Origin of the sequence: Mesorhizobium sp. WSM3862, from assembly GCF_002294985.1 — a bacterium.
GTDB lineage: Bacteria > Pseudomonadota > Alphaproteobacteria > Rhizobiales > Rhizobiaceae > Mesorhizobium.
Genome location: NZ_NSGE01000001.1, coordinates 752,761 through 777,875, shown reverse-complemented (window position 1 = coordinate 777,875; position 25,115 = coordinate 752,761). Strand labels below are relative to the sequence as shown.

The window sequence follows — 25,115 nt, the reverse complement described above, 5'->3', positions numbered from 1 at the left end:
GCTGCCCCTCATCCGCCCTTCGGGCACCTTCTCCCCGTAGAACGGGGAGAAGGAACACTGCGCTACATCCTGACCCGTTCAGCCTTCGGGTCGTACATCGGCCTCAACGATGCTTCCGCGGCGAAGCGTTCGCCGGCGATCTCGACCTCGTAGGATGAGCCCAGCACATCCGCCTCGCTCTCGCCCTCGCAGGGCACATAGCCGAGCCCGATCGCGCCGCCGAGATGGTGGCCGTAATTGCCCGAGGTGATCGGACCGACGATCATGTCGTCGCGCAGGATTGCTTCGTTGTGGAATAACAGGGGCTGCGGGTCCTTGAGGCGGAACTGCACCAGCCTGCGGCTCAACCCGGCTTCCTTCTTCCTGAGCACCGCGTCACGGCCGATGAAGTCGCTCTTGGCCGTCTTCACCGCAAAGCCAAGGCCTGCCTCCACCACATGGTCCTCGTCGGTGATGTCGTGGCCGAAATGGCGGAAGGCCTTTTCGATGCGGCAGGAATCCAGCGTATGCAGGCCGCAGAGCTTCAGCCCGACATCGGCGCCGGCTTCAATGATCGCCTCGAAGACATGGGCGGCCTGATCGGTCGAGACATAGAGTTCCCAGCCGAGCTCGCCGACATAGGTAACGCGATGGGCACGGGCCAGCCCCATGCCGATCTCGATGTCCTGGCAAGTGCCGAACGGATTGGCCTGGTTGGAAAAATCGTTGGGGCTCACCTTCTGGATCAGCTTTCGCGAATCGGGGCCCATCAGGCAGATGACGGCTTCGGCAGCGGTTAGGTCGGTAATGACGACGAATTCGTCGGCGACGTGCCGCCTCAGCCAGGCGAGGTCACGCTGCAAGGTGGCGCCGGGCACGACGAGGAAATAGGCGGTCTCGGACAGCCGCGTCACGGTGAGGTCGCTCTCGATGCCGCCTTTGGCGTTGAGCATCTGCGTGTAGACGATCTTGCCCGGTTCCACGTCCATGTCGTTGGCGCAGAGCCGCTGCAGGAAGGCACAAGCGTAGCGGCCTTCAACGCGGATCTTGCCGAACGAGGTCATGTCGAACAGGCCGACGCCGTTGCGCACGGCGAGGTGTTCCTCGCGCTGGTTGTCGAACCAGTTCTGCCGCTTCCAGGAATAGCGGTATTCGCGCTCCTGTCCTTCGCGGGCAAACCAGTTGGCGCGCTCCCAGCCGGCCACCTCGCCGAAGACGGCGCCACGAGCCTTCAGATGCTCGTGCAGAGGCGAGCGGCGCACGCCGCGCGAGGTAGCCATCTGGCGATAGGGGAAATGATCGGCGTAGAGCAGGCCGAGCGTTTCGGAGACGCGTTCCTTGAGGTAGCGACGGTTCTTCTGGAAGGGCTGGGCGCGGCGGATGTCGACCTCCCAGAGGTCGAAAGGCGCCTCGCCGTCATTGATCCACTGCGCCAGGGCCATGCCGGCCCCGCCGGAGGAAACGATGCCGATTGAATTGTAGCCGGTCGCCATCCAGTAGCCGGAGAGTTCCGGCGCCTCGCCGAGATAGTAGCGGTCGTCGGGAGTAAAACTCTCGGGGCCGTTGAAGAAGGTGTGGATGCCGGCCGTGCCCAGCATCGGCATACGGTTGACGCCCATTTCGAGGATCGGCTCGAAATGGTCCATGTCCTCGGGCAACTGGTCGAAGCAGAAATCCTCGCGGATGCCGTCCATGCCCCAGGGTTTCGCCACCGGCTCGAAGGCGCCGAGCATCATCTTGCCGGCGTCTTCCTTGTAGTAGGCGCACTCGTCCGGCACGCGCAGCACCGGCAGGCGGGTGAGGCCGGGGATGGGCTCGGTGACGAGGTAGAAATGCTCGCAGGCGTGCAGCGGGATGGTGACGCCGTTCTGCCGGCCGAGCTCGCGCGCCCACATACCGGCGCAGTTGACGACGATGTCGGTCTCGATCGTGCCCTGGTCCTCGCCCTGAGCCCAGGAGACAGCGGAGACGCGGCCGTTCCGGGTGTGGACCTTGGTGACCTTCACGTTCTCGATAACCGTCGCTCCGCATTGCCGCGCGCCCTTGGCCAGCGCCATGGCGATATTGGCCGGGTCGCACTGGCCGTCGAGAGGCAAATGTACCGCGCCGACCACATCGGAGACGTTGAGATGCGGGTACATCTCCTTGACTTCGCTGGGCGAAATCTCGCGCACGTCGACATCGAAGGCGCGGGCTAGCGAGGCCTGCCTGTAAATTTCGTGCTTGCGTTCTTCGGTCAGCGCCACGGTGATCGAGCCGACCTGGCGCATGCCGGTGCCGACGTCGGTTTCCGCCTCGAGCTTGACGTAGAGGTCGGCCGAGTATTTCGCCAGCCGGGTCATGTTCTGCGAGGCGCGCAACTGGCCGATCAGGCCGGCGGCGTGCCAGGTCGTGCCTGAGGTGAGCTGCTTGCGCTCAAGCAGCACGATCTCGGTCCAGCCGAGCTTGGCCAGATGATAGGCGACCGAGCAGCCGGAGACGCCGCCGCCGATAATGACCGCGCGAGCTTTGGTTGGAATGGTTTTGGTCATGCGGCCTCGCGGCGGTAGTCGGAAGCGAAGCGGCGCACGCGAAGCGCTGCTTCCTGAAGGACAGGTTCAGGCTGGCAGAGGCTGATGCGGATGTGGCCGGCGGCGGCCTCGCCGAAGCTCGAGCCAGGCATGACGCCGATCTTCTCCTTGTCGAGCAGCGCCCAGGCGAATTTCTCGTCGTCGGGCTCGATGGCCGATATGTCGAGCATGACATACATGCCGCCTTCGGAGCCGCGCACGGTGACTTCATTTGCGCCGCGAATGGCGTCGAGGAAGACGGCGCGGCGCCCGGCGTAACGCTCGGCTATTTCGTCCACGCCGTAGTGGTTTTCAAGCGCCTCGGCGCAAGCGATCGAGATGAAGGCCGGCAGGCCGTAGGTGGTCACCAGGTTGAGATCGGTCATCAGCGCGATCATCGCCTTCGGGCCGGTGAGCCAGCCCATGCGCCAGCCGGTCATCCCGTGGCTTTTCGACATGGAATTGATGACCAGCGTGCGCTCGGACATGCCGGGCAGCGAGCGCGGCGAGATGTGCTCGCCGCCGCCGAGCGTCCAGTAGACCTCGTCGGATAGCAGCCAGAGATCGTGCTCCTTGCAGATTTCGGCCAATTGCTCGAGCCGTTCGCGCGAATAGACTGCGCCTGTCGGGTTGTTCGGGGTGTTGATCAGGATGGCGCGCGTGTTGGGCCTGAGCGCCGCGCGGATCTTATCGGCGCGCGGCTGGAAGCCGTCCTCGGCCGGCGTCTCGACCACGGTGAAGCTGGCGCCGGCGGCGCTGAAGGTGTTGGGGTAGGTGGCATAATAAGGCGCGACGACGATCGCGTGATCGCCGGGGTCGAGCACGCCCTGCACGGCGGCGTAAAGTGCGCCCTGACCGCCGGCCGTGGCGATGACCTCGTCGGGGTCCGTCAGGACGCCGGTGCAGACGGTGGAGGCAGCTGCCATGGCCTTGCGCAGGCGCGGCAGGCCGGGAAGCGGCGTGTAGTGGTGGTTGCTGCCGCGGACGGCGTTCACGCAGGCCTCGATCGTTTGCGACGGCGTGTCGAAATCATGGTCGCCGACCGAGAGCACGATGATGTCCTCGCCGGCTGCCCTGCGGGTCCAGGCGGCGAAATGGACTTCCCAGCCGTCCTTGCCCGATGGCACGATGCCGGTAATGCGCTTTGATGGTTTTGGCATCAGGCTACTCCCGAGATGTGATGGCCGGCCTGAATGAGCCGGTCGCGTAGCGCAGCGATGTGAGCTGGCCCGACTTCACAACAGCCGCCCACAATGCTGGCGCCAGCCTCGACCCAGCCCATCGCCTGGTCGGCATAGGCATGCGGATCGAGATCATGGCGCGCGTGCAGCACGTCGACCGTGCCGCCATGCTTGAGCGCCTCGACCGAGGTGAAGCCATTGGCATAGGCGCCAACCGGACCGCCGAGGGCCAGCAGTTCCGGCAATGCGGCGGCAATGGCTTCGGGCCGGCAGCAGTTGAGCAGCCGTGCCACCACCGGCAGATCGCCGAGGGCGCTAGCCGCGGCGGCAATGCTCTCGCCGCTGCGCAGGCGGGGCGTGCCGTGGTCGGCGAGCGTCCAGGAAATCCAGACCGGCTTGCCGCTCTCGCATGCCGCGGTGACCGCCGCGCGGGCCTCGTCGGCGGAAGCCATGGTCTCGCACAGGAATAGATCGACGCCTTCTGCCTGTTCGGCGACGATGCGGCGGTAGATGCCGAGCGTCTCCTCGAAGGAGATGGTCAGCGCCGGCGCGTAGCTGCCGAACAGAGGCGAGAGGCAGCCGGCGATGGCGGCTTCACCCGCTTCGTCGCGCGCCTGCCGGGCGAGCTCGATGCCGCGCTTCTGCAGAGGCTTAAACAGCTCTTCCGCGCCCTCGCGCGCCAGGCGCTCGGGCGTGGCCGAATAGGTGTTGATGGTGATGACGCGAGCGCCGGCACGGATGAATTCCGCATGCAGGTCGCGCACCAGTTCCGGTTCGTCGATCAGCACTCTGGCCGACCACAAAGGCGTCGGTTCGGACTGACTGCGACGGACCAACTCCTGGCCCATGCCGCCATCGGTAAGAATGACGGATGTCATGCTCTCAACCTTTCGTTCTTCGGATCCCACAGCGGCTCGTCCTTCTGCACCACCGCCTTGAAACGGTCGCCGAAGATTTCGACCTCGACCGCCGTGCCGGGCTCGGTCAGGTCGGAACGCAGCATGCCGAGCGCGATCGACTTGTCGACGCGATGGCCCCAGCCGCCCGACGTCGTCTCGCCGACAATCTTGCCGTCATGCCAGAGCGTCGACATATAGGGCGCGTCGCAATCGCCGGGGTTTTCTACGACCAGCGTGACGAAGCGCTTCTTCACGCCCTGCTGCCTTTCGTTGAGCAGCGCCGCCTTGCCGCGGAAGTCGGGCTTGTCCCATTTGACGAAGCGTTCGAGCCCGCCCTGCAGGATCGAATAGTCGGTCGAGAGGTCGCCTTTCCAGGCGCGGTAGCCTTTTTCCAGCCGAAGCGAATCCAGCGCGTACATGCCGAAGGGCTTTAGGCCATGCCTCTGGCCGGCGGCCCAGACCGCGTCGAAGACGGTAGCCGTGTCCGCGACCTTGGTGTGGATCTCCCAACCGAGCTCGCCGGCGAAGGAGACGCGCACCAGCTTCGCCCAGCGGCCGGCGATGGTCGTCTCCTGATGCGTCAGCCAAGGCAGGGAGAGATCGGCGTCGCAGACGTCAGCAAGGATAGCGCGCGAGTTCGGGCCGGCGAGAATCTGGGTTGAGTATTCCTCCGTGCGATCGGTCAGCCTGAAGGCCGCATCGGCCGGCATGCGCGACTTCAACCATTCGAAGTCATGCCACTGCGCGACGGCCGCGGTGATTAGCGTCATCTGGTCCTCGCCATGGCGCACGACCGACATTTCGGTAACGATGCGGCCCTTATCGTCCGCGAAATAAACCAGGCCGATGCGGCCGGGCTTCGGCACGAGGCCGGTGACCTGCAGGGCCAGCCATTCGGCGGCGCCCGGACCTTCGAGGTTGAAACGCGAGAAGCCGGGCAGGTCGAGGATGCCGGCTGCGTCGCGCACAGCCAGGCATTCCTCGCGAACGCGCTGCTGCCATGGCCCGTCGCGGCGGAAAGTCAGCGTTGATTCTTCCGAAATGTCGTCGCCCGGTTGCGCATACCAAGTGGCGCGTTCCCAGCCATTATAAGCGTCGAACTGGCCACCCTGCGCTTTGACGCGCTCATGCAGCGGCGAGTGCTTGCGGTCGCGGCCGGCCGGCCAGGCGTGGCGCGGGAACTGGATGGCGTATTCGTTGCCGTAGATCTCCATGCCCTTGGCAACGCAATAGTCGGGTGCCGAAGCAAAGGCGGTGAAGCGGCGCGGATCGCAGGACCACATGTCCCATTCGGTCTGGCCCTCGGTCACCCATTCGGCCAGCACCTTGCCGGCGCCGCCACCTTGCGCAATGCCGAAGGTGAAGACGCAGGCCTCGAAAGCGTTCGGCACGCCGGGCATCGGACCGATCAGTGGATTGCCGTCCGGCGCATAAGGGATCGGCCCGTTGATCACCTTGGAAAGGCCTGCGGTGCCGAGGATCGGCACACGGGCAACGGCGTCGGCAAGGTAATGCTCGAGACGGTCGAGATCGTCCGGGAAAAGCTGGAAGGAAAAATCCTCCGGCATCGGATCGTTGTGGCCGACCCAATGCGCGCGGCAATTGCGCTCATAGGGACCGAGATTCATGCCGGTCTTTTCCTGGCGCAGGTAGTAGGAGGTGTCGACGTCGCGCAGCAGCGGCAGTTTCTTGCCCTGTTCCTTGGTCCATGCGGCCAACTCGGGGATTTCCTCGAACAGGATATATTGATGGCTCATCACCATCATCGGCACTTCGCGGCCGAACATTTTTCCAACTTCGGCGGCGCGATAGCCGGCGGCATTGATCACGATCTCGCAGCGGATCTCGCCCTGCGGCGTCGCCACCACCCATTCGCCGTTTTCGCGGCGAACGCCGGTGACCGGGCAGAAGCGGATGATTTTCGCGCCCATGTCGCGCGCACCCTTGGCAAGCGCCTGCGTCAATTGCGCGGGATCGATGTCGCCGTCGCTCGGGTCGTAGAGCGCGCCTTTCAGCTCATGCGTCTCGATGAAGGGGTAACGGCGCTTGATCTCGTCGAGGCCGACGACGTCGATGTCCATGCCTTGATAGCGGCCCATGCCTTTGGCGCGCTGGAACTCCTGCATGCGCTCCTTGGTGTGGGCGAGCCGCAACGAGCCGGTGACATGGTAGTTCATCGGATAGTCGACCGCGTCGGCGAGGCCCCGGTAGAGCTCGGTAGAATAGCGCTGCATGTTCATCAGCGACCAGGACGACGAGAAGGTCGGCACGTTGCCGGCCGCGTGCCAAGTTGAGCCGGAGGTCAGCTCGTTCTTTTCCAAGAGCACGCAGTCGGTCCAGCCCGCCTTGCAAAGGTGGTAAAGTGAGGAGGCGCCAACGACACCGCCTCCGATGATCACCACGCGTACCGTGGTCGGCAAACCGGCCATGTTCTCCTCCAACGTCCAAAGCGCGTCAGGACGCGCTTTTGATCTTTGTTTCATGCAGGCCTTGTCCCAAAAACCGCTGCACGGTTTTGGGCGGCATGCATTGGTTCAGTACACCGGTGGCGAAACCACCCAGATGACGACCGCCGGCTCGGCGCCAGGATTGCGCCAGCGGAACGGCTTGCCTTCGAAGCGGAACGAGTCGCCTTCGCTGAACCGATGCCAGACGCCGCCGATCTCGAGCTCGAAAGTGCCCGACGCGACGTAGCCTGCTTCCTCGGTCGGACGGCGTGCTTCGGTTTTCAGTTCCGCGCCCGGCGCGAAGACCGAGCGCAGCATCTCGAAGCTACCGCCAAGATCGGGCGACAGAAGCTCCTCCACGAGGCCCGATTCGCTTGTGCCAAGCGAGCGGCGGCTGCCGGCGCGCACAACCACGCCGCGCTCCTCTTCGGCAGGCACGTCATGGCTGAAGAACAGGCTGAGCGGCACGCCGAAGAGTTCGGCGAAGGCCCGCAGGTCACCAAGCGAAGGGATCGACAAGCCGCGCTCGACCTGGCTGACCCAGCCTACCGAGCGGTCGAGCTTCAGAGCAATCTCGGCAAGCGTCAACCCGCGGGCCTTGCGCAGCGCACGGATGTCGCCGGCCAGCAGCCGCTCGCCATTGTCCTGCTCCGATCTAATGGCGGTCGAGGTCACCCGCTGCTCGTGAAAAAATCTGCTCAAATTTCATGAGAAAGCAAGTGCATGAAAAAATCAAGTGAATTTTCATGCGACGCAAGATTTGCTTGCGCCATTTTGGCGGTTGATGCAAAGCCTCGCCATCGAATGGCGAGTGGGGCGTCCGGTCGAGGACCAGTTAGTTATTTGTGTCTGCCTATGGTCGTTGCGGGAATCGGGTTGCCGGATCCAGCCATGCGTGAAGGGACGGCCCATGCTGGAGAAGAATAACCGGAGCGCGCTCGACGCAGCGATCGTCGATGAGGCGATCATGTCGCGCCGGTCGGTACGCGCGTTTTTGCCCGACATGGTCGACGACAGCACAATCCGCGCCATCCTGACGGTCGCGGCAAGGGCACCCTCGGGCACCAACATGCAGCCCTGGCGCGTCTATGTGACCAAGGGCGAGGTGAAGCAGCGCATCAGCGACGCCATCCTCAATTCGGGCATCCGCGCCGAAAAGGCCGAATGGGACGAGTACCGTTACTATCCCGACCAGTTCTTCGAGCCCTATCTCAGCCGGCGTCGCGCCAACGGTTTCGGCCTCTACGGCGCGATCGGCATCGGCCGGCGCGAAGTCGACAGGATGCGGGCGCAGCACGACCGCAACTTCGTCTTCTTCGACGCGCCGGTCGGCCTGATCTTCACGGTCGACCGGCGGCTGAACAAGGGCTCGTGGATCGACTACGGCATGTTTCTGCAGAACATCATGGTCGCGGCACGGGGCAGGGGCCTGCATACCTGCCCGCAGGCGGCTTTCGCGCCCTATCACCGGCAGATCCGCCCGGTGCTCGACATTCCCGACGAGGAGATCGTGGTCTGCGGTATGGCGCTTGGTTATGAGGACACGTCCAAGCCCGAGAACGAATTCCGCACCGACCGCGCGCCGCTCGAAGACTGGGTGACGTTCGCGAAGTAGCTCCGGCGCGGATCGCAGCCCGATGTGCTAATCCGTGCTGATATGCCCGCCATGGCCGCTGACATGGGCACCGTCCTGCGGGGTGAGCCTGAAATAGGCGAGCAGCGCGCAAAGCGTGATCAAGCCTTCGACGACGAACAGGAGCCGGTAGTCGTTGACGCTCGCCTGGCCGCCGCCGGCGAGCAGCGAGAGCATCGCAGCGGCCAGACCGACGCTGATCGCCACCGCCAGCTGCCAAAGGATGTAGTACAGGGCGCTGAAGCGCGAGAGCTGCTCGGGCGCGATGTCCGAGTAGGCGAGGTTGCCGGTCGAGGCCCACTGCACCGAACGGAAAAGGCCGAAGGCGAAGATGTAGGCAAGCACGATCCAGGTAGGCGTGCTTTCCTGCATCAAGGCAAAACCTGCGACCAGCAGGGCGGCGATCGGCGTGTTGACGATCAGAACCCGCTTGAAGCCGAAGCGGTTCAAGATGCGCGGCATGAAGAAGCGCATAAGCAGCGAGCCGATCGCCGCGACGAAGGTCAGCGATCCGGCCTGCACCGCGCTCATACCGAAGCCGAGCTGGAACATCAGCGGCAGCAGGAAGACAACGGAGCTTAGCCCTATCGTGTCGAGCCCGCCGCCGGTCAGAAAGCTGATGCGGAAGGTGCGGATACGCAGCAGATTGAGGTCGAGCAAAGGGTTTCGGGTCCGCAGACAATAGAAGGCGGCGACGGTGAGGATGGCGATTGCCAGGCCAAGCTCGACGCCGATAATGCTGGCGGCGGCGTCCTTCGCGGCAAGCGAATCCATGCCGAAGACGAGCAGCGCCATGCCGCCGCCGACTAGCAGGAAGCCGGGAAAATCGAAGGGCGTGCGGACCGGCTTGGTGGTCGTGGGGAACAGCGAGGCCGCGAGCAACGCGGCCGTCAGCGCGATCGGTATGTTGATGTAGAAGATCCAGCGCCACGAGACGTAAGTGGTCAGCGCGCCACCGACGAGGGGCCCGACCAGCGGGCCGGACTGGCCGGCGAGCGAAATATACATGTTGATCCTGAGCGTGCGGTCGCGCGGAAAGCTCGACAGGATCACGACCTGCCCGAGGGTGCCCATCAGCGCACCGCCGAAGCCCTGCAGCGCGCGAGAGCCGACCAGCATCCAGATGTTTTCCGACAGGCCGCAGAGGGCCGAGGCGCTGGCGAAGACCAGCAGCGCAAAGCAATAGACGTTGCGCAGGCCGAAGCGGTCGGCCAGCCAGCCGCCGAGCGGCATCGTGACGATGAGGCTCGCGACATAGACGGTGATCAAAAGCCCGAGCTGACTCGGCGGGCGGCCCAGGCTTTCGCCGATGCCGGGCAGCGCGGTCACAATGACATTCTGGTCGAGGCTGGTCATGAACACGCCGCAGGCGACGGTCGCCGGCAACAGCAGCGACGGGTCACCCGCCGGAGCAAAGCGGGTCGTGGCTGTCGCCGTAGTCTCTGCGGTCATGGAAGGATGTTGTCGAACCGGTTGCCTGAGGGCTCCGAGAGCCCACGTTGCCTTATCTATCGTCTTCGCTGGCCCAAGGCTCAAGCAGCAGTTGTGGGCGTCGATAGTGCCACGCGCCGGCTGAACCAATCCCCGAGTGCTGCCTGCTCAGAAGCAATTCGGCACGGAAAACCGCCGCGCAATTTTCCTGGAATTGCGCTCAGTGCACCTCGTAGCCGACTTCTTCGCTCGCGTGGCACAAGGCCTTCCAAAAGGAGCGCGCGAAGGAGCGGAACACATAGATGTCAAATTGGTCGCCACCGGTGCGCTGGATTTGTGCAAAGACATCGTGGTGGTTGGTCGAGCGGCCGGCGCCGAGCGGGAAGGCCGGCAAGGCGAAGTCGATAGCGAAGAGTTTCGCCATCACCCACTCCGCTTTGGGCCCAGAAATGCGAATCGCGGTACGGCCATGCGAGAGATCGGTAATCGTGCCGATGGAGGGCGTGATGAGGCCCGTGAACGCGGAAGCCAAGCCCTCGGCCTCGTCAACCACCGTGAATTTGCCCGGCGCGAATCCGAACGCGGCTTTCGCGCCGTTGACGACGCCGCCGCCGGCTCCATCCGGCAGGGCAAGGCCTGTCACCTTGTATATGCCGGACATCAGCCGCTTCTCCTCGCCCGGCCATGCTGCGAGCTGCAGGATCGAGCCCGGCCGCGTTTCGGACAGGATAACGTCAACGCCATGCTCGAAATTGCCGTGCGAGCCTGGATGATAGACCGGTTCAAGCGGCGACAGGCGCTCAGGCAATTGCCGCTCGGGAAGTTGTCGTTCAACCATGCATGCGGCTCCCGTCCGGATCGTAGAAATGGTTGGAGACGATCTCGACCGGCCCGAACCGGTTGCGCAGCGGATCGGAGACGAAGGCGCGCGTGCCGTGGCGCCCCTTGCCGCCTTTGACCAGCGCAAGCGCTATGTATTTGCCGAGCGCCGGCGAATAGCAGCAGGCGGTGATATGGCCGATCGAATCGTGCGGGTTCTCTGCGTCCAGTTCCTCGACGATATGTCCGCCACCGTCGAGCGCGCGGTTGTCGAGAGCGATCAAGCCGACCAGTTCCAGCCGGTCCGGAGCGATCAGCCCTTCGCGGTCCATCATGGCGGAACCGATGAAGGGCTTCTTCTTCGACAGCATCCAGTCGAGATGCAGGTCGCGCGCCGTGGTGCGGCCGTCGATCTCCGCGCCGGTGACGTGGCCCTTCTCGATGCGCATGGTGCCAAGCGCCTCGAGCCCGTAGGCGACCAGGCCGAAAGGCTTGCCGGCCTCGATGAGAGCCTCCCAAACGCGCATTCCATAGCCGGCGCCGGAATAGACCTCGAAGGCCATCTCGCCGGAGAAGGAGAGGCGGCAAATCATCACCGGCACGCCGGCGATCTCACCGTGCACAATGCCCATGAACGGAAGCGCGGCGTTGTCGACGGCCGTGCCCTTCACGCAGGCAGCAAGGATCGCCCTGGCTTTCGGTCCCCCGATCGCGGCCCCCGCCCACTCGTCGGTGACGGAGGTGACGGTGACCTTCAGTTCCGGCCAGATCACGTCGAGGAAATATTCCAGATGCTGCATCACCTTGCCGGCATTGGCGGTGGTGGTGGTCATCAGGAAATCCTGTTCGCCAAGCCGCCATGTGGTGCCGTCGTCGAAGGCAAGCCCATCCTCGCGCAGCATCAGGCCGTAGCGGGCCTTGCCGACCGTGAGGGTGGAAAACATGTTCGTGTAAACGCGGTCGAGGAATTCCGCCGCATCCGGGCCCTGAACGGCGATCTTCCCAAGCGTCGAGACATCGACGATGCCGGCGCTCTCACGCGTTGCCGCGGCCTCGCGGACATAGGCCTGCTCGACCGTCTCGCCGGCGAGACCGTAGATCATCGGGCGGTACCAGAGACCGGCCGCAAACATGGTCGCGCCGTTGTCGATGTGCCAGTCGTGCATCGGCGTCAGCCGGTCGGGCTTCAGGTCGCCGAAGCGCTCGGCCGCCAGCGAGCCGATCGACACGGCCGTGTAGGGCGGCCGGAACCGCGTCGTACCGACTTCGGGGATCGGCTTGCCCAGCGCCTCGGCCATGATGGCGAGGCCCGGCACGTTCGAGTTTTTGCCCTGGTCGGTCGCCATGCCGAGCGTGGTGTAGCGCTTCAGATGCTCGACCGAGACGAAGCCCTCGCGGTGCGCGAGCCGCACATCCTCGGCGGTCACGTCGTGCTGGAAATCGACGAAGCTTTTGCCCTTGGCCTTGATCTCGAAGACCGGTGCCGGATCCGGTTCGCCGGGGACGGCCTCCACGACGGGTAGCGGAGCGGAGGACGCGCTTCCGCCGGCGGCCTGAATGCCAGCCGCGCGGCCTTCGGCAATCGCTTCCGCGGTCGAGAAACTGCCGGTGAAGGCGCCGGCGCCGATCCAGCGCTGCGTCGGCTGCGGCGGCAGGAAGGCCTGCCTGGCAGGGTTCCATATGGCCCTGGCTCCAGCCTGGCTGGCGAGATGGATCGTCGGCGACCAGCCACCCGACATCAACAGGCAGTCCGCATGGATGCTGCGCTCGTCGCCGCTCAGCGCGCCGCTCATCAATTCGAAGCGCCGGACGTTGAGACCGGTCTGCGCCTTGCCGCCTTCGGTTGCAACCACGGCATGGCCGGCAAGCAGCTCTGCTTCGGCCTGGCTCGCCAGCCTGCTCATCTCGTTCGACACGTCGCTGCGGACATCGACGATGGCGACGACGGCGGCCCCGGCCTTCTTCAGTGTAACGGCGGAGCGATAGGCGCTGTCATTGTTGGTGAACAGTGCGATGCGTTCGCCGGGCAGCACGCCATATTCATTGGCGTAACGTTCGGCCGCATGCGCCAGCATGACGCCCGGACGATCGTTGCCGGGGAATACCAGCGGACGCTCGAAGGAGCCGGTGGCGAGAACCACCGTTTTGGCGCGGATCGCCCAGTAGCGCTGGCGCGGCTCGCCCTTGGCCGGAACTTCCTTGTGGTCCGTCACCCGTTCGAGCGCGGCCAGCGTGTTGCCGTCGTAATAGCCCCACACCGTCGTGCGCGGCAGAAGGCGGACATTGTCATTGCCTTCGAGCTGGCCGACGATGCGCGCCGCCCAGTCGGCTGCCGACGCCCCGTCGATGGTTTCGCCCGACCAGTTGGCGGAGCCGCCGAACTTTGCTTCGAGCTCGGCCAGGATCACGCGGGCGCCCTGGTCGGCCGCGGCCTTCGCCGCCATCAGCCCGGCCGGGCCGGAACCGACGACCAGCACGTCGCAGAAGGCGTTCATGCGCTCGTAGCGCGAGGTATCGGGCGCGGTGCCGGCTCTGCCGAGGCCGGCGGCGCGGCGGATGAAATGCTCGCAGAACATCCAGAAGCGCGTGCCTTTCAACGGGCCGATCACCGGTCCCATGAAGGTCTTGTAATAGAAGCCGGCCGACAGGAGCTTGCCGCCGAGCTGGTTGAGCGCGCCGATATCCCAGGCGAGCGAGGGGGAGCGGTTCTGGCTGACCGCGACGAGCCCGTCATAGATCTCGACCATGGTGGCGGGAATGTTGGGCTCGCGCACCTCGCCGCGCAGCACCGTCACCAGAGCGTTCGGTTCCTCGACGCCGGCGGCGAGCAGGCCGCGCGGGCGATGGTATTTGAACGAACGGCCGAACAGCGTCACGCCATTGGCGAGCAGCGCCGAAGCCAGCGTGTCGCCGGCGTGTCCGGTATAGCGCGCGCCGTCGAAGGTGAAGCGGATGGTGCGCAGCCGGTCGATGCGGCCGCCGGTTTCTGTGCGGCGAGGGCTCACTGGTGGCCTCCCGCTTTGTGGCCCGCGGACTTGTGTCCGCCACGGGCAAAGGCAGTGCTCAGGATTTCATGGGTTAAGGTGTTTCGCACCACCCGCAGATGCGCGCGGCAGCCGCCGGAATGCTGCCAGATCTCATTGTGGTCGCCGGCCGGGTTCAGCCGGTCGTAGACATAGGCATTCCAGGCGTCGAGATCCTGCGAGGCAGGCTGCGGCCGCTCGCGGTTGCCGTCGCCCTGGTAGGTGAACTCAATGACATCGCGCGGGCCGCAATAGGGACAAGTGATCAGCATATGATTCGAAACCTAATGCAGCCGCGGCGTCGCGCCCTGGCCTTTGTCGTCGATGATGAGGCCGCGATAGAAACGGTCGAGCGTGAAGGGCGCGTTGAACTCGTGCGGCTCGTCCTTGGCGATGGTCCAGGCAAAGCACCATCCTGAGGCTGGCGTTGCCTTGAAGCCGCCATAACACCAGCCGCAATTGAGATACATGCCGGGCAGCGGGCCGGTGGTGATGATCGGCGAACCGTCCATCGTCATGTCACAAAGCCCGCCCCAGGAGCGCAGCATGCGCACCCGCGCCAGGCCCGGGAAGAGTGCCAGCATCTCGCTCATCACCTCGTCGACGACGGGCAGGCTGCCGCGCTGGGCATAGCTGTTGTAGCCGTCGAGGTCCCCGCCATAGACGAGGCCGCCCTTGTCGGATTGCGAGATGTAGAAGTGGCCCATGCCGAAGGTGAGAACGGTGCCGATGATCGGCTTCAGCGATTCCGAGACGAAGGCCTGCAGAACGTGGCTTTCGATCGGCATATGCGAAATGCCGGCAAGCTGCATGACTTGGCCAGTGCTGCCGGCCACCGCAAGCGCCACCTTCTTGGCGCGGATATCGCCGCGCGTCGTCGTCACACCGGTGATGCGGTCGCCGTCGCGCAGGAAGCCGGTGACCTCGCAATTCTCGATGATGTCGACGCCGCGCCGGTCGGCGCCGCGCGCATAGCCCCAGGCGACGGCGTCGTGGCGCGCGGTTCCGGCACGCGGCTGCATCAGCCCGCCAAGGATTGGAAATCGCGCCGAGCCCGAAACGTCCAGGGCCGGAACAAGGCGCTTGATCTCTTTGACGCTCATCAGTTCGGCGTCGACGCCGAGATGACGCATGGCATTGCCGCGCCTTGCGTAGTCGTCGAGCTGAGCCGGCGTGTGCGCGAGGTTCAGGCAGCCCCGCTGGGAGAACATGACGTTGTAGTTGAGGTCATGCGACAGGTTCTCCCACAGCTTCATCGAATGTTCGTAGAAGCGGGTGTTCTGCGGCAAAAGATAGTTGGAGCGCACCGCCGTGGTGTTGCGGCCGACATTGCCCGAGCCCAGCCAGCCTTTTTCCAGCACAGCGACATTGGTGATGCCGTGCTCCTTGGCGAGGTAATAGGCGGTCGAGAGCCCATGGCCGCCGCCGCCGATGACGATCACATCATAGGAGGCCTTGGGGTCCGGCTTGCGCCAGGCCGGTTTCCAGTCCTGGTTGCCGTTGAGCGCGTTCTTGAGCAGCGAAAAGGCTGAGTATTCCGCCATTCTTCCTGTCGTCCTTTTGGTGCGAGCCGGCAGACTATAGAGCAGGCGAGAAGCGCAAAGCCAAGATTGCGCCATCGCTTTTCGACAGGCCGACTTCGATCCGCGCCGAGGCCCGCGGATGGAGACGTCTTGCCGCTTGATAGGCCGGTCTTTATCAAGGGCGGGATTTTCGAAGATTTTTCGGCCGTGAGTCGCCCGTCACGTCATGATTTTCCGACTGCTCCGCCTGATCCTGATCGCCATTGTCGCCGTCGCGGCGCAGTCCTCGCCCGGCGCGATGGCGCAGGCGATCGGCCAGGGCTCCACGCAGCTCATCGCCGACCAGACCAAGGCCATCCAGGATCTGACGGCCAAGACCGACGGACTGGAGAACAAGTTAAGCGCCCCAGACCAGGACGACGCCGGCCTTGTCGATATCCGCTTGCAGCTCGAGGATATTTCACGGGCAGCGCTGAACAGCGCGCTCGCGTTCCGATCACGCCTCAACGACATCAATGCGCGCATCCAGGTATTGGGGCCGCCGCCGGCCCAGGGGCAGCCGCCGGAGCCGGCGATCGTCGCCAACGAGCGCGCGGCGCTTACGGCCGAGAAGGCCGAGATCAACGCCGTGGTCGCCGGCGCGCAGAACCTGTCCATCCGCATCAGCGGGCTGGTCGACAGGATCGCCACGCTACGCAGTCAGCTTTTCCGCAGCGTTCTGACGAAACGCTACGAGTTGAGCGATGCGCTGAGCCCGCAGGCCTTTTCCGACGCGCACGACCAGTTCACCGGCCTCTATAAGGCGGTGGCGTCCTGGCTCACCTTCGCATTGAAGTTCAAGTTCCAGGCGATGCTTGCGGCGACGCTGATGGCGCTGGCGCTGGCGGCCGTGCTGCTGATCGGCGGCAGGCGTCTCTTCGGCCGCATCTTCGAGGCCGATGCTTCGGTCGAAGAGCCGTCGTACCTGAGCCGGCTTTCGGTGGCGTTCTGGTCGACGCTGCTGCCGACCGTGGCGCTCGGCGCGTTCCTCGCCTCGACCGTGTTCTTCTTCAACTATTACAACGTCCTGCGCGGCGACATCGGCGAATTCCTCAACGCGCTGCTCTCGGTCGTCGCGGTGGCGTTCTGCGTCAACCGGCTGACCAATGCCGCCCTTGAGCCGCGGCTGCCGAACTGGCGGCTTATTCCAGTGGCAACCGGACCGGCGCGTTGGCTGGTGCGGCTGGCCACCGCCATGGCCGTGGTCCTCGGCTTCAACTACTTCCTGTCCGTCGTCAACGAGAAGATGGGCTCGCCGCTGTCGCTGACGATCGCCAGGAGCTTCGTTGCCACCGTCATCGTGGGCGTCATCCTGATCCTGATGGGAGTGCTGAAGCCTTTCAGAGCGAGGGACGGCTCGTGGCGCCCGTGGCCGGCCTGGCTTCGCTTCATTGCCATCGGGCTCGGCGTCTCCACAATCGCCGCGGCACTGCTCGGCTATATCGGTCTTGCTCTTTTCGTCTCTATTCAGGTCGTCGTCACCGGCACCACGCTGATCACCGCCTATATCGGCTTTCTTTCGGCGCGGGCGATCGGCGAGGAGGGCGGCTTCGCCGACACTTCGGTCGGGCGCTGGCTGTCAGCCAATTCCAGCTATGAGGACACCGCGCTCGACCAGCTCGGCCTGGTGGTCAGCATCGCCATCAACCTGATGATCGTGCTGGTGTTCCTGCCGCTGATCCTCTTGATGTGGGGCTTCCAGCCCGGCGATATCGAAACCTGGGCCTTTAAGCTCGCAACGGGCGTGACCATCGGGTCGGTCACCATCTCGGTGCTCGGCATCCTCACCGGCATCGTCGTCTTCGCCATCGGCTATTTTCTCACGCGCTGGTTTCAGGGCTGGCTCGACGGCTCGGTCATGGCGCGCGGCAAGGTTGACACCGGCGTGCGCAATTCGATCCGGCTGGCGGTTGGCTATGCCGGCGTCGCGCTTGCAGCGCTGGTCGGCATATCGGCGGCGGGCATCGATCTTTCCAATCTGGCGCTGGTCGCCGGCGCACTTTCGCTGGGTATCGGCTTCGGCTTGCAGAACGTCGTCTCGAACTTCGTCTCCGGGCTGATCCTGCTTGCCGAGCGACCGTTCAAGGTCGGGGACTGGATCGTCGCCGGCGACATCAGCGGCACGGTCAGAAAGATAAGCGTGCGCGCCACCGAGATCGAGACGTTCCAGCGCCAGTCGGTGATCCTGCCGAACTCGAACCTCATCAACAATGCGGTCGGCAACTGGACGCACCGCAACAAGCTTGGCCGCGTCGACATCAAGGTGGGCGTCGCCTATGGCAGCGACGTCAAGCGCGTCCACGCCATCCTGCTCGGCATAGCCCGCGCCCATCCGATGGTGCTCAAGAACCCCGAGCCCTTCGTGCTGTTTGCCAATTTCGGCCCGGCTGCACTGGAATTCGAGATCCGCGTGTTCGTCGCCGACGTGTTGAACGGCAGCATCGTCCAGAACGACATCCGATTCGCGATCTTCGACATCTTCGAAGACGAGCACATCGAGATCCCGTCGGCGCCCCGCGCCGTGGTCGAGAGCAAGAAGCATGAGCCATGGCCGATCGACGACGACAAGATCGAGGCCGAATTCGCCGAACGCGAGCGGCTGGAAGCGGAGGCCGCGGCCGAGCAGACGCGTCTGGCTAAAACCAAGAGAAGAGGCCGCAAGCCCGACCCCGACTAGCTTTGGCGGCCGCCGAAGCCGATTGTGGCATGAATGCGGCATTCAGTTGCGGTTCACGTTACATCTCATATAAGCTCTCACGCAAAGGGCGAGAATGCCTTGCGAAATTGAACAGAGGCGGTGTGGAAACACCGGAATTGCAATGTGGAAGTCTGTCGTTGCCGCCATCGCTTTCCTGGCCCTGGGCGGTTCGGCTTTTGCCGCCAGCGCGGTCAACAAGGACGCCCAGACGCGGACGCTGATCGTGACCGAAGGCGGCGGCAAGACCGAGCTGGCGCTGGCCGCCGGCGAGACGGTGGAGTTCTGCCCGAATGGCTGCTTCGTCACCCTGCCCAATGGTGATCTCGAAGCGCTGACCGGTTCGGAAACGGTCGAGATCTCCGGCGGCGTCGCGCGGATCAAGTAAGAACTCCTTGAATATGATCGGCAAGGCCGGGCGTTCGTCCGGCCTTTGTCGTTTCCAGTAGCCGCTCCTTAACGATGACGCCGGAAATGTCCCCTGTCGTGGTCAAGCTTTAAGACCGCCGGCTACCAGGTCGGCCTCCAGGCCGAGGACATCTGGGCTTTCGCCGAGCGAAATCGCATCCCGAGCCGGGCCGGCGCGCCGGGTCGCGCGGCATCCGCGACGTGTCGCAAACAGGCGGTAGCTCAATCCGCGTCCTCTGCATATTGTGGCGCAATTCGAACGGGCGCCGGCGCGCCCGCTTTAGCACTTTGGAGTCGCGGGCATGGCAGAGTTTCCGAAAAAGGCGAAGGTCGTCATCGTCGGTCTTGGCGGTATTGTCGGCGCGTCGGTCGCCCATCACCTGATCGAGCGCGGTTGGGACGACATCGTGGGCATCGACAAGTCGGGCATCCCGACCGATATCGGCTCGACCGCGCATGCCTCGGACTTCTGCTACACGACCAGCCACGATTTTCTCTCCTGCTGGACGACGCTCTATTCCATCGATTTCTACGAGAAGATGGGGCATTACGCGCGCATCGGCGGCCTCGAAGTCGCGCGCGTCGGCGACGACGGCCGCATGGACGAGATCAAGCGCAAGATTGCTTCCGCCAAGGCATTCGGCACCCGCGCGCGCCTGATCGAGCCGGCCGAGATCAAGCAGAAGTTCCCGCTGATCGAGGAGCATCTTGTGCAGGGCGGGTTGTGGGACCCCGACGCCGGTCTCGTCATCCCGCGCTCGCAGACGGTGGCCGGCAAGCTCGTCGACCAGGGTGTCGCTTCCGGCAAACTCCAGGCTTTTGCCAACACCTCGGCCAAGGACCTGATCGTCGAGAACGGCCGCATCAAGGGCGTCGCGACCGAGCGCGGCACGATCGAAGCCGATTATGTGGTCGTCTGCACCGGCATTTGGGGCCGGCTGACCGCGGCACTGGTCGGCGAAGACCTGCCGGTCATGCCGATCGACCACCCGCTGACCTTCTTCGGCCCGTATAACGAGTTCGCCGGCACCGGCAAGGAGATCGGCTGGCCGCTGCTGCGCGACCAGGGCAACTCGGCCTATATGCGCGACACCGGGGATCCCAAGACCGCGGAGGGCGGGCAGATCGAATGGGGCTATTACGAGGAGACCAATCCGCGCCTTTGCCATCCGCGCGACCTGCTGGAAAAAGACCAGGCGCGGCTCTCGCCCTCGCAGCGTGACCTCGACATGGAGCAGATCATGGCGCCGCTGGAGCGCGCCATGGAACTGACGCCGATCCTCGGCGAGCTCGGTTACAATGAAGGCCATTCCTTCAACGGCCTGCTGCAGGTCACCACCGACGGCGGCCCGTCCATGGGCGAAAGCCAGAAGGTGAGGGGCCTCTGGTACGCCGTCGCCATTTGGGTCAAGGACGGCCCGGGCATGGGCAAGCTGATCGCCGACTGGATGACCGACGGCCGCACCTCGATCGACCATCATGCCATCGACTATGCGCGCTTCTACCCGCACCAGACGAAGGAAGAGTTCATCTGGGATCGCTGCACCGAGACGGCGATGAAGGTCTACAATCCGGCGGTGCATCCGCGCGAGCCGTTCTCCAAGGGCCGCAACATCCGCCGCTCGCCGTTCTGGGAGCGCGAGAAGGAACTCGGCGGCTACTTCATGGAACTGGGCGGCTGGGAGCGCGCCCACGGCTATGCCGCCAACGAGCATCTCCTGGAAAAATACGCCAACCGCGTGCCGGTGCGCGAGAACGAGTGGGACAACCGCCATTTCTGGCGCGTCTCCAATGCCGAGCATCTGGCGATGAGCGAGGATTGCGGCATCGTCAACCTGTCGCATTTCTCGATGTACGACGTCGAAGGCCCTGACCATGTTGCGCTGCTGGAATGGCTGTGCGCGGCCAAGATCGGCGGCGACAACAATATCGGCAAGGGCATCTACACTCACTTCCTCGATGAGGAGGGCATGGTGCGCGCCGACTTCACCGTGATCCGCATGGCCGATCGCTGCCGCGTCATCGACGGCGCCGACGCCGGGCCGCGCGACTTCCGCTATATGCAGCGCACCGCGCAGGACAAAGGTTTCGATGTCACTGTCACCGATGTCACCGAAAAATACGTCACCATCGGCATCTGGGGACCGAATGCGCGCACGACGCTGCAGAAGGTGGTCGAGGACCCGAACGGGCTGACGCCGGAGAATTTCCCGTTCGCGGCGATCAAGCCGATCAGGATCGGCGGCAAGGACGTCACCGCCTTCCGCATCTCCTATGTCGGCGAGCAGGGCTGGGAACTGCATATGCGCTACGAGGACGGGCTCGCCGTCTGGGACGCGCTGCGCTCGACCGGTGTGATGCCGTTCGGCGTCGAGACCTACGCCAACACGCGCCGCATGGAGAAGAGCTTGCGGCTGCAGAACGCCGACCTCTTGACCGAATACAATCTGCTCGAGGCAGATCTTGCCCGCCCGAAGGTCAAGGAGAACGACTTCTGCGGCAAGGCCAAGCACCTGGAATATCGCGCCCGCGAGCATCAGCCGGCTATGCTCTGCACGCTGGCGATGACCGAGAACACCGATTCCAAGGGCGTCGCGCGCTATCCGGTCGGCATCATGCCGGTGCAGGATCCCGCGACCGGCGAGACGCTGGTCGACGAGCTCGGCCGACGCTCCTTCACCACGTCGGTCGCCTACGGCCCGACCATCGGCAAGAACATCGCGCTCGCCTATCTGCCCTGGGCCTACTGCCAAGAAGGTCGCAAGCTGCAGGTGGAGTATTTCGGCGAGACCTATCCCGTCGAAGTGGCCGGCGTCGGCTACAAGCCGCTTTACGACCCGGAGAATCTCAAGCCGCGCAGCTAAGCGAGCGCGCGTTCGTCCGGATTGGTGGAAGGCCCGGTCGACGCCGGGCCTTTTTGCTTTGTTCATGCGCGATTATCGCTTACCGTTGCGTCATGTCCGCTTTGGGCCGAACAAGGCATTGGCTTTCCGGCGCCGCCGCGCTGGCGCTGCTCCTCGGCCCGCCCACGCGATCGAGTGCGATCGAGCCGGTAGATGTCGAGCTGGTGCTCGCAGTCGATGTTTCGCTCTCCATGTCGCCGGCCGAACTCGAGATCCAGCGCCGTGGCTATGCGGCGGCACTGACGGATGACAACGTGCTCAAGGCCATCGCCGACGGCGTCCACGGCAAGATCGCGGTCACCTATGTCGAGTGGGCCGGCACCAGATGGCAGCGGGTCGTCGTACCGTGGACAGCGATTGCCAATCGCGCCGACGCCGAACGGGTGGTTGCGCAGATGAACGCGCGTCCGCCGGACAGCGCGCGACGTACTTCGATCTCCGGCGCACTGGCCTTCGGCAGCGACCTTTTCGCCGAAAGCGGCTTTCAGGGGACCAAGCGCGTCATCGACGTTTCGGGCGACGGACCCAACAACCAGGGCGCGCCGGTCGACATCACGCGCGACGAGGTGGTGAGGCAGGGCATCACCATCAACGGACTGCCGCTGATGACAAGGGGCGGGTACGGCGGCGCCTTCGACGTCGCCAATCTCGACCGCTACTACAGCGACTGCGTGATCGGCGGGCCGGGCGCCTTCATGATCCCGGTCAACGACTGGACGCAATTCCCGGAAGCGATCCGCCGCAAGCTGGTGCTCGAGCTCGCCGGCCCGGCTTCGCGGCAATGGGCGGCAGAAGAGGCGGCTCACCCGCCGGTCGTGCTTGCCGACGACAGGCCGGCCGCCGATTGCCTGGCCGGTGAGAAGATGTGGCGCAACCGCGGCTGGATGATGGATAGCCGGTGACGGTCGGCAAGCTCCGCCGGAGCGGGGTTCGGACTTGCTTCCTCGTGTGGCACAATGGCAAAATGTGATCGGGCCGGCGCCATCGCGCAACGCGATGAAATGAGGAAATATTACATGAAACGTTTGGTCATCCTGGCGGCGCTTGCGTCGACAATATTTGCCGGAAGCGCCAGCGCCCAATTTTACGGCGAGGCCGCCTGCGTGCTGTTCGAGAATGCGAACTTCCGCGGACGCTCGCTTGCAATGGGTCCTGACGACGCCGTCAATTTCCGGGGCGGCTTCTGGAACGACCGCGTTTCCTCGGTGCTGGTGCGGCGGGGCTGCACGCTTGTCGCCTATGAGAATGCAGGAAGGCGCGGCCGCTCGATCGAGCTCAATCGCAGGGTCCGCGATTTCGGAGGTTCCGGCTGGAACGACCGCATCTCGTCCGCGGAGTGCTATTGCGACCGATATTGAGGTCGTCAAACCGGCGAGCGGTCATAACGCCAGGCTGAAAACCAGCCCGGAATTCTCGGCGCTGAAGGCGAAGTTGACCGAGGACATCCGCATCGAGGCGATACGGACCGCGCACACGCAGTCCGCGTAGGTTTTCGTAGCCTTGTCGCTTAGGCGGCCAGCAACTGCTTGCGGTCGACGCGCTCCTGCTGCGGCGAGCGGGCATAGAGCTCGCGGTAGCATTTGGAGAAGTGCGAGGCCGAGACGAAACCGCAGGCGACAGCCACTTCCACCACGGGCAGCGACGACTGGATGAGCAAATGCCTGGCGCGGTCGAGCCGGATCTCGAGATAGTAGCGGGCAGGCGAGCGGCCCATCTCGGTGCGGAAGAGGCGCTCGATCTGCCGGCGCGACAGATCGACATGGTCGGCGATCTCGATCAGCGACAGCGGCTCGGAGAGGTTCGCCTCCATCAATTCAATGATGGTCAGCACCTTGGAATTCTGCACACCGAGACGGGCGCGCAGAGGCAGGCGCTGGCGATCCGTCGGGCTGCGCACGCGGTCGGTCAGCACCTGCTCGCAGACGCGGTTGACGAGGCTTTCGTCGAAGTCGTCGCCGATCAGCTTTAGCATCATGTCGAGCGCCGCGGTGCCGCCTGCGCAGGTGTAGACATTCTGGTCGATCTCGAAGAGGTCGGCGAAGACGTTGGCCTTGGGAAAGGCCTCCGAGAAGCCCGGCAGGTTTTCCCAATGGATGGCGCAGCGCTTGTTGGAGAGCAGGCCCGCGGCCGCCAGGATGTGCGCGCCGGTGCACAGGCCGCCCACGGCGACGCCGCGGTTGTATTCCTCGCGCAGCCAGGCGAAGGCCGACTTGTTATGATAGCGCTCGACATTCATGCCGCTGCAGACGATCGCCATGTTCGGGCGGTCCGGCCCGGCCATCTTCCTGCGCTCTTCCTCGAGCGAGGTGTTGACGGCGCATTCGACGCCGTTCGAGGCGCGCACGGGCTTGCCGTCGATACTGGCCAGGCGCCAGCTATAAGCCTCGTAGCCGAGCATCCGGTTGGCCGAGCGGAGCGGGTCGAGCGCCGTTGCGAAGGCGATCATGGTAAAGTCGGGGATGAGGAAGAACACAAACGATCTCTTGATCGGGTGCTTTACGGCATTCACGGGAAACCTCACGCGGCCATGACGCGAACAGAATGTCGCTAATAGCATAGCGACATCAGGAAAAATCATTCCTGTCAATCGGCTAGACGGCTAAGCGACGATTAAATTTGCGACACGGGTCGCAAACGGGCAATCGTCGATGGCGCGAGACCGAAGGTTGCTACTTCAGGTTCCAACGAATGCGCCGTCAGAAGAAAAACGCCGCCACGGCGGAGCCGGGCGACGTTGAATTTCATTCAGCGCGACGGCAAACCAGGTGCCGTTCGAAACTGCTGTCTCAGGCAACGAAGCCGAGGCGAGCGGCAGCCATGGCGCCGGTCTGGCCGGGCATGGTCTTGGCAAGACGCTGACGCTCAAGAGCGGTCGTCAGGTTCATTTCGCGACGGGGGAACAGGCGGGCAAAGAGCTTCATCATCATCTCCATTTGGTTGCTCAGACGGGTCGCCTTCGCTTAATGGAGTGGGGCAGCTCGTTTTTGCTGGCGTTGATATAGGCCTGCTTCAGTCAAAACTAAATCGCAAAAACGAAGCGCTTGTTATGAAAAGCGACATCCCACGCGACATTTTTGAGCTCCGTGTTCGAAATTTACTATTATTTACAGCGGTTTATTTCGAAACGGACCCCGCTATGCGAGTGCTTCATATGCGTCATGCGACGGCCGCATGGCTGGAAAAGTCATTTGAGTACAAACAAAAAGGGCCTGCCGGTCTGACACGCGGCAAGCCCTTAGCACGTGATGCACACTTATTTACTTGGCTCCGGCCCAGGTTCCCACGCCGTAGCGCAATCCAGTCTTGGCATCGGCGGCTTCCGGCCAGCCGATATCCTTCTGCAGTTCGATCGGCAGCGCATGGATTGCGCGTTCGGTCTGGTAGCGAGCGCGGGCGGCGCTGAATTCGGTCGCGAGCCGACCGATAGACGACAGGATAGACATTTTCTTTCTCCTCGATTCGGGCAGGGAGGCGCCCGGCAATGGGTTACGTCAGGTCTGTTTCAGCTTCATTTCATGTCGATTGCAGGTCTGTATCGTGGTCGTTCGATGGCTGCTTTTGGCAGCATCCTGCATCGATCGAGTTG

19 protein-coding genes are annotated in these 25,115 nt (G+C 64.1%); 6 read left to right on the top strand and 13 right to left on the bottom strand.

What is annotated here, in order from left to right; translation table 11 throughout:
- Nucleotides 1-62: 62 nt before the first annotated feature.
- The 5 genes from CK224_RS03860 to CK224_RS03840 form a co-directional block, all read right to left on the bottom strand.
- The gene (locus CK224_RS03860; RefSeq protein ID WP_095780822.1) at nucleotides 63-2,510 is read right to left on the bottom strand and encodes an FAD-dependent oxidoreductase; all 2,448 of its coding nucleotides are present in this window, start codon (nucleotides 2,508-2,510) and stop codon (nucleotides 63-65) included.
- On the bottom strand, nucleotides 2,507-3,688 hold the full coding sequence (locus tag CK224_RS03855; protein WP_095780821.1) for a pyridoxal phosphate-dependent aminotransferase: 1,182 nt from the start codon (nucleotides 3,686-3,688) through the stop codon (nucleotides 2,507-2,509). Before CK224_RS03855 ends, CK224_RS03860 begins: the two co-directional genes overlap by 4 nt.
- The gene (locus CK224_RS03850) at nucleotides 3,688-4,587 is read right to left on the bottom strand and encodes a homocysteine S-methyltransferase family protein (protein WP_095780820.1); all 900 of its coding nucleotides are present in this window, start codon (nucleotides 4,585-4,587) and stop codon (nucleotides 3,688-3,690) included. Before CK224_RS03850 ends, CK224_RS03855 begins: the two co-directional genes overlap by 1 nt.
- Nucleotides 4,584-7,037, bottom strand: a complete 2,454-nt coding sequence (locus CK224_RS03845) for an FAD-dependent oxidoreductase (protein ID WP_095780819.1) — start codon at nucleotides 7,035-7,037, stop codon at nucleotides 4,584-4,586. Before CK224_RS03845 ends, CK224_RS03850 begins: the two co-directional genes overlap by 4 nt.
- Nucleotides 7,038-7,142: 105 nt before the next feature.
- On the bottom strand, nucleotides 7,143-7,730 hold the full coding sequence (locus CK224_RS03840; RefSeq protein WP_176477840.1) for an XRE family transcriptional regulator: 588 nt from the start codon (nucleotides 7,728-7,730) through the stop codon (nucleotides 7,143-7,145).
- Between the two features lie 235 nt (nucleotides 7,731-7,965).
- Between CK224_RS03840 and CK224_RS03835 the strand changes: the two genes are divergently transcribed.
- Complete coding sequence (locus CK224_RS03835) at nucleotides 7,966-8,670, top strand: nitroreductase (protein ID WP_067329264.1); 705 nt, start codon at nucleotides 7,966-7,968, stop codon at nucleotides 8,668-8,670.
- A 27-nt stretch (nucleotides 8,671-8,697) separates the two neighbouring features.
- Here CK224_RS03835 and CK224_RS03830 read toward each other — a convergent pair whose 3' ends face one another.
- From CK224_RS03830 to CK224_RS03810, 5 genes are all read right to left on the bottom strand, one after another.
- Nucleotides 8,698-10,140, bottom strand: a complete 1,443-nt coding sequence (locus CK224_RS03830) for an MFS transporter (protein ID WP_095780818.1) — start codon at nucleotides 10,138-10,140, stop codon at nucleotides 8,698-8,700.
- A gap of 199 nt (nucleotides 10,141-10,339) precedes the next feature.
- Nucleotides 10,340-10,927, bottom strand: coding sequence for a sarcosine oxidase subunit gamma (locus tag CK224_RS03825; protein WP_095780910.1), 588 nt, complete (start codon nucleotides 10,925-10,927; stop codon nucleotides 10,340-10,342).
- 22 nt (nucleotides 10,928-10,949) lie between these two features.
- Nucleotides 10,950-13,943, bottom strand: a complete 2,994-nt coding sequence (locus tag CK224_RS03820; RefSeq protein WP_095780817.1) for a sarcosine oxidase subunit alpha — start codon at nucleotides 13,941-13,943, stop codon at nucleotides 10,950-10,952.
- Nucleotides 13,940-14,233, bottom strand: a complete 294-nt coding sequence (locus CK224_RS03815) for a sarcosine oxidase subunit delta (RefSeq protein ID WP_067329272.1) — start codon at nucleotides 14,231-14,233, stop codon at nucleotides 13,940-13,942. The genes CK224_RS03820 and CK224_RS03815 overlap by 4 nt, the downstream gene beginning before the upstream one ends.
- A 12-nt stretch (nucleotides 14,234-14,245) precedes the next feature.
- Entirely contained in the window at nucleotides 14,246-15,505 is a 1,260-nt protein-coding gene (locus CK224_RS03810; protein ID WP_095780816.1) for a sarcosine oxidase subunit beta, read from the bottom strand.
- Nucleotides 15,506-15,710: 205 nt separating this feature from the next.
- On the opposite strand from CK224_RS03810, the gene CK224_RS03805 reads away from it, so the two are divergent.
- The 5 genes from CK224_RS03805 to CK224_RS03785 all read left to right on the top strand — a co-directional run bounded on the left by CK224_RS03805 (nucleotide 15,711) and on the right by CK224_RS03785 (nucleotide 22,887).
- A complete protein-coding gene (locus tag CK224_RS03805) occupies nucleotides 15,711-18,200 on the top strand; it encodes a mechanosensitive ion channel family protein (protein WP_095780815.1) in 2,490 nt (829 codons plus the stop codon).
- 142 nt (nucleotides 18,201-18,342) lie between these two features.
- Nucleotides 18,343-18,606, top strand: coding sequence for a hypothetical protein (locus CK224_RS03800; protein ID WP_059187066.1), 264 nt, complete (start codon nucleotides 18,343-18,345; stop codon nucleotides 18,604-18,606).
- A 322-nt stretch (nucleotides 18,607-18,928) separates the two neighbouring features.
- Nucleotides 18,929-21,490: an FAD-dependent oxidoreductase gene (locus tag CK224_RS03795; RefSeq protein ID WP_095780814.1), complete on the top strand. Its 2,562-nt coding sequence runs from the start codon at nucleotides 18,929-18,931 to the stop codon at nucleotides 21,488-21,490.
- A gap of 92 nt (nucleotides 21,491-21,582) precedes the next feature.
- On the top strand, nucleotides 21,583-22,431 hold the full coding sequence (locus tag CK224_RS03790; protein ID WP_067329284.1) for a DUF1194 domain-containing protein: 849 nt from the start codon (nucleotides 21,583-21,585) through the stop codon (nucleotides 22,429-22,431).
- 114 nt (nucleotides 22,432-22,545) lie between these two features.
- Nucleotides 22,546-22,887: a peptidase inhibitor family I36 protein gene (locus CK224_RS03785; RefSeq protein WP_067000849.1), complete on the top strand. Its 342-nt coding sequence runs from the start codon at nucleotides 22,546-22,548 to the stop codon at nucleotides 22,885-22,887.
- 149 nt (nucleotides 22,888-23,036) lie between these two features.
- On the opposite strand, the gene CK224_RS03775 is transcribed toward CK224_RS03785, so the two are convergent.
- The 3 genes from CK224_RS03775 to CK224_RS03765 all read right to left on the bottom strand — a co-directional run bounded on the left by CK224_RS03775 (nucleotide 23,037) and on the right by CK224_RS03765 (nucleotide 24,972).
- Nucleotides 23,037-23,975, bottom strand: a complete 939-nt coding sequence (locus CK224_RS03775; protein WP_348626470.1) for a GlxA family transcriptional regulator — start codon at nucleotides 23,973-23,975, stop codon at nucleotides 23,037-23,039.
- Nucleotides 23,976-24,315: 340 nt separating this feature from the next.
- Complete coding sequence (locus CK224_RS32250; protein WP_082980636.1) at nucleotides 24,316-24,450, bottom strand: hypothetical protein; 135 nt, start codon at nucleotides 24,448-24,450, stop codon at nucleotides 24,316-24,318.
- Between the two features lie 336 nt (nucleotides 24,451-24,786).
- Entirely contained in the window at nucleotides 24,787-24,972 is a 186-nt protein-coding gene (locus CK224_RS03765; RefSeq protein ID WP_066999640.1) for a hypothetical protein, read from the bottom strand.
- Nucleotides 24,973-25,115 lie beyond the last annotated feature (143 nt).

Bases quoted from the DNA above. Each gene is read 5' to 3' on its own strand.
- CK224_RS03860 (WP_095780822.1), bottom strand. From the start codon at position 2,510: ATGACCAAAACCATTCCAACCAAAGCTCGCGCGGTCATTATCGGCGGC.
- CK224_RS03855 (WP_095780821.1), bottom strand. From the start codon at position 3,688: ATGCCAAAACCATCAAAGCGCATTACCGGCATCGTGCCATCGGGCAAG.
- CK224_RS03850 (WP_095780820.1), bottom strand. From the start codon at position 4,587: ATGACATCCGTCATTCTTACCGATGGCGGCATGGGCCAGGAGTTGGTC.
- CK224_RS03845 (WP_095780819.1), bottom strand. From the start codon at position 7,037: ATGGCCGGTTTGCCGACCACGGTACGCGTGGTGATCATCGGAGGCGGT.
- CK224_RS03835 (WP_067329264.1), top strand. From the start codon at position 7,966: ATGCTGGAGAAGAATAACCGGAGCGCGCTCGACGCAGCGATCGTCGAT.
- CK224_RS03830 (WP_095780818.1), bottom strand. From the start codon at position 10,140: ATGACCGCAGAGACTACGGCGACAGCCACGACCCGCTTTGCTCCGGCG.
- CK224_RS03815 (WP_067329272.1), bottom strand. From the start codon at position 14,233: ATGCTGATCACTTGTCCCTATTGCGGCCCGCGCGATGTCATTGAGTTC.
- CK224_RS03810 (WP_095780816.1), bottom strand. From the start codon at position 15,505: ATGGCGGAATACTCAGCCTTTTCGCTGCTCAAGAACGCGCTCAACGGC.
- CK224_RS03805 (WP_095780815.1), top strand. From the start codon at position 15,711: ATGATTTTCCGACTGCTCCGCCTGATCCTGATCGCCATTGTCGCCGTC.
- CK224_RS03800 (WP_059187066.1), top strand. From the start codon at position 18,343: ATGTGGAAGTCTGTCGTTGCCGCCATCGCTTTCCTGGCCCTGGGCGGT.
- CK224_RS03795 (WP_095780814.1), top strand. From the start codon at position 18,929: ATGGCAGAGTTTCCGAAAAAGGCGAAGGTCGTCATCGTCGGTCTTGGC.
- CK224_RS03790 (WP_067329284.1), top strand. From the start codon at position 21,583: ATGTCCGCTTTGGGCCGAACAAGGCATTGGCTTTCCGGCGCCGCCGCG.
- CK224_RS03785 (WP_067000849.1), top strand. From the start codon at position 22,546: ATGAAACGTTTGGTCATCCTGGCGGCGCTTGCGTCGACAATATTTGCC.
- CK224_RS03775 (WP_348626470.1), bottom strand. From the start codon at position 23,975: ATGATCGCCTTCGCAACGGCGCTCGACCCGCTCCGCTCGGCCAACCGG.
- CK224_RS32250 (WP_082980636.1), bottom strand. From the start codon at position 24,450: ATGAAGCTCTTTGCCCGCCTGTTCCCCCGTCGCGAAATGAACCTGACG.
- CK224_RS03765 (WP_066999640.1), bottom strand. From the start codon at position 24,972: ATGTCTATCCTGTCGTCTATCGGTCGGCTCGCGACCGAATTCAGCGCC.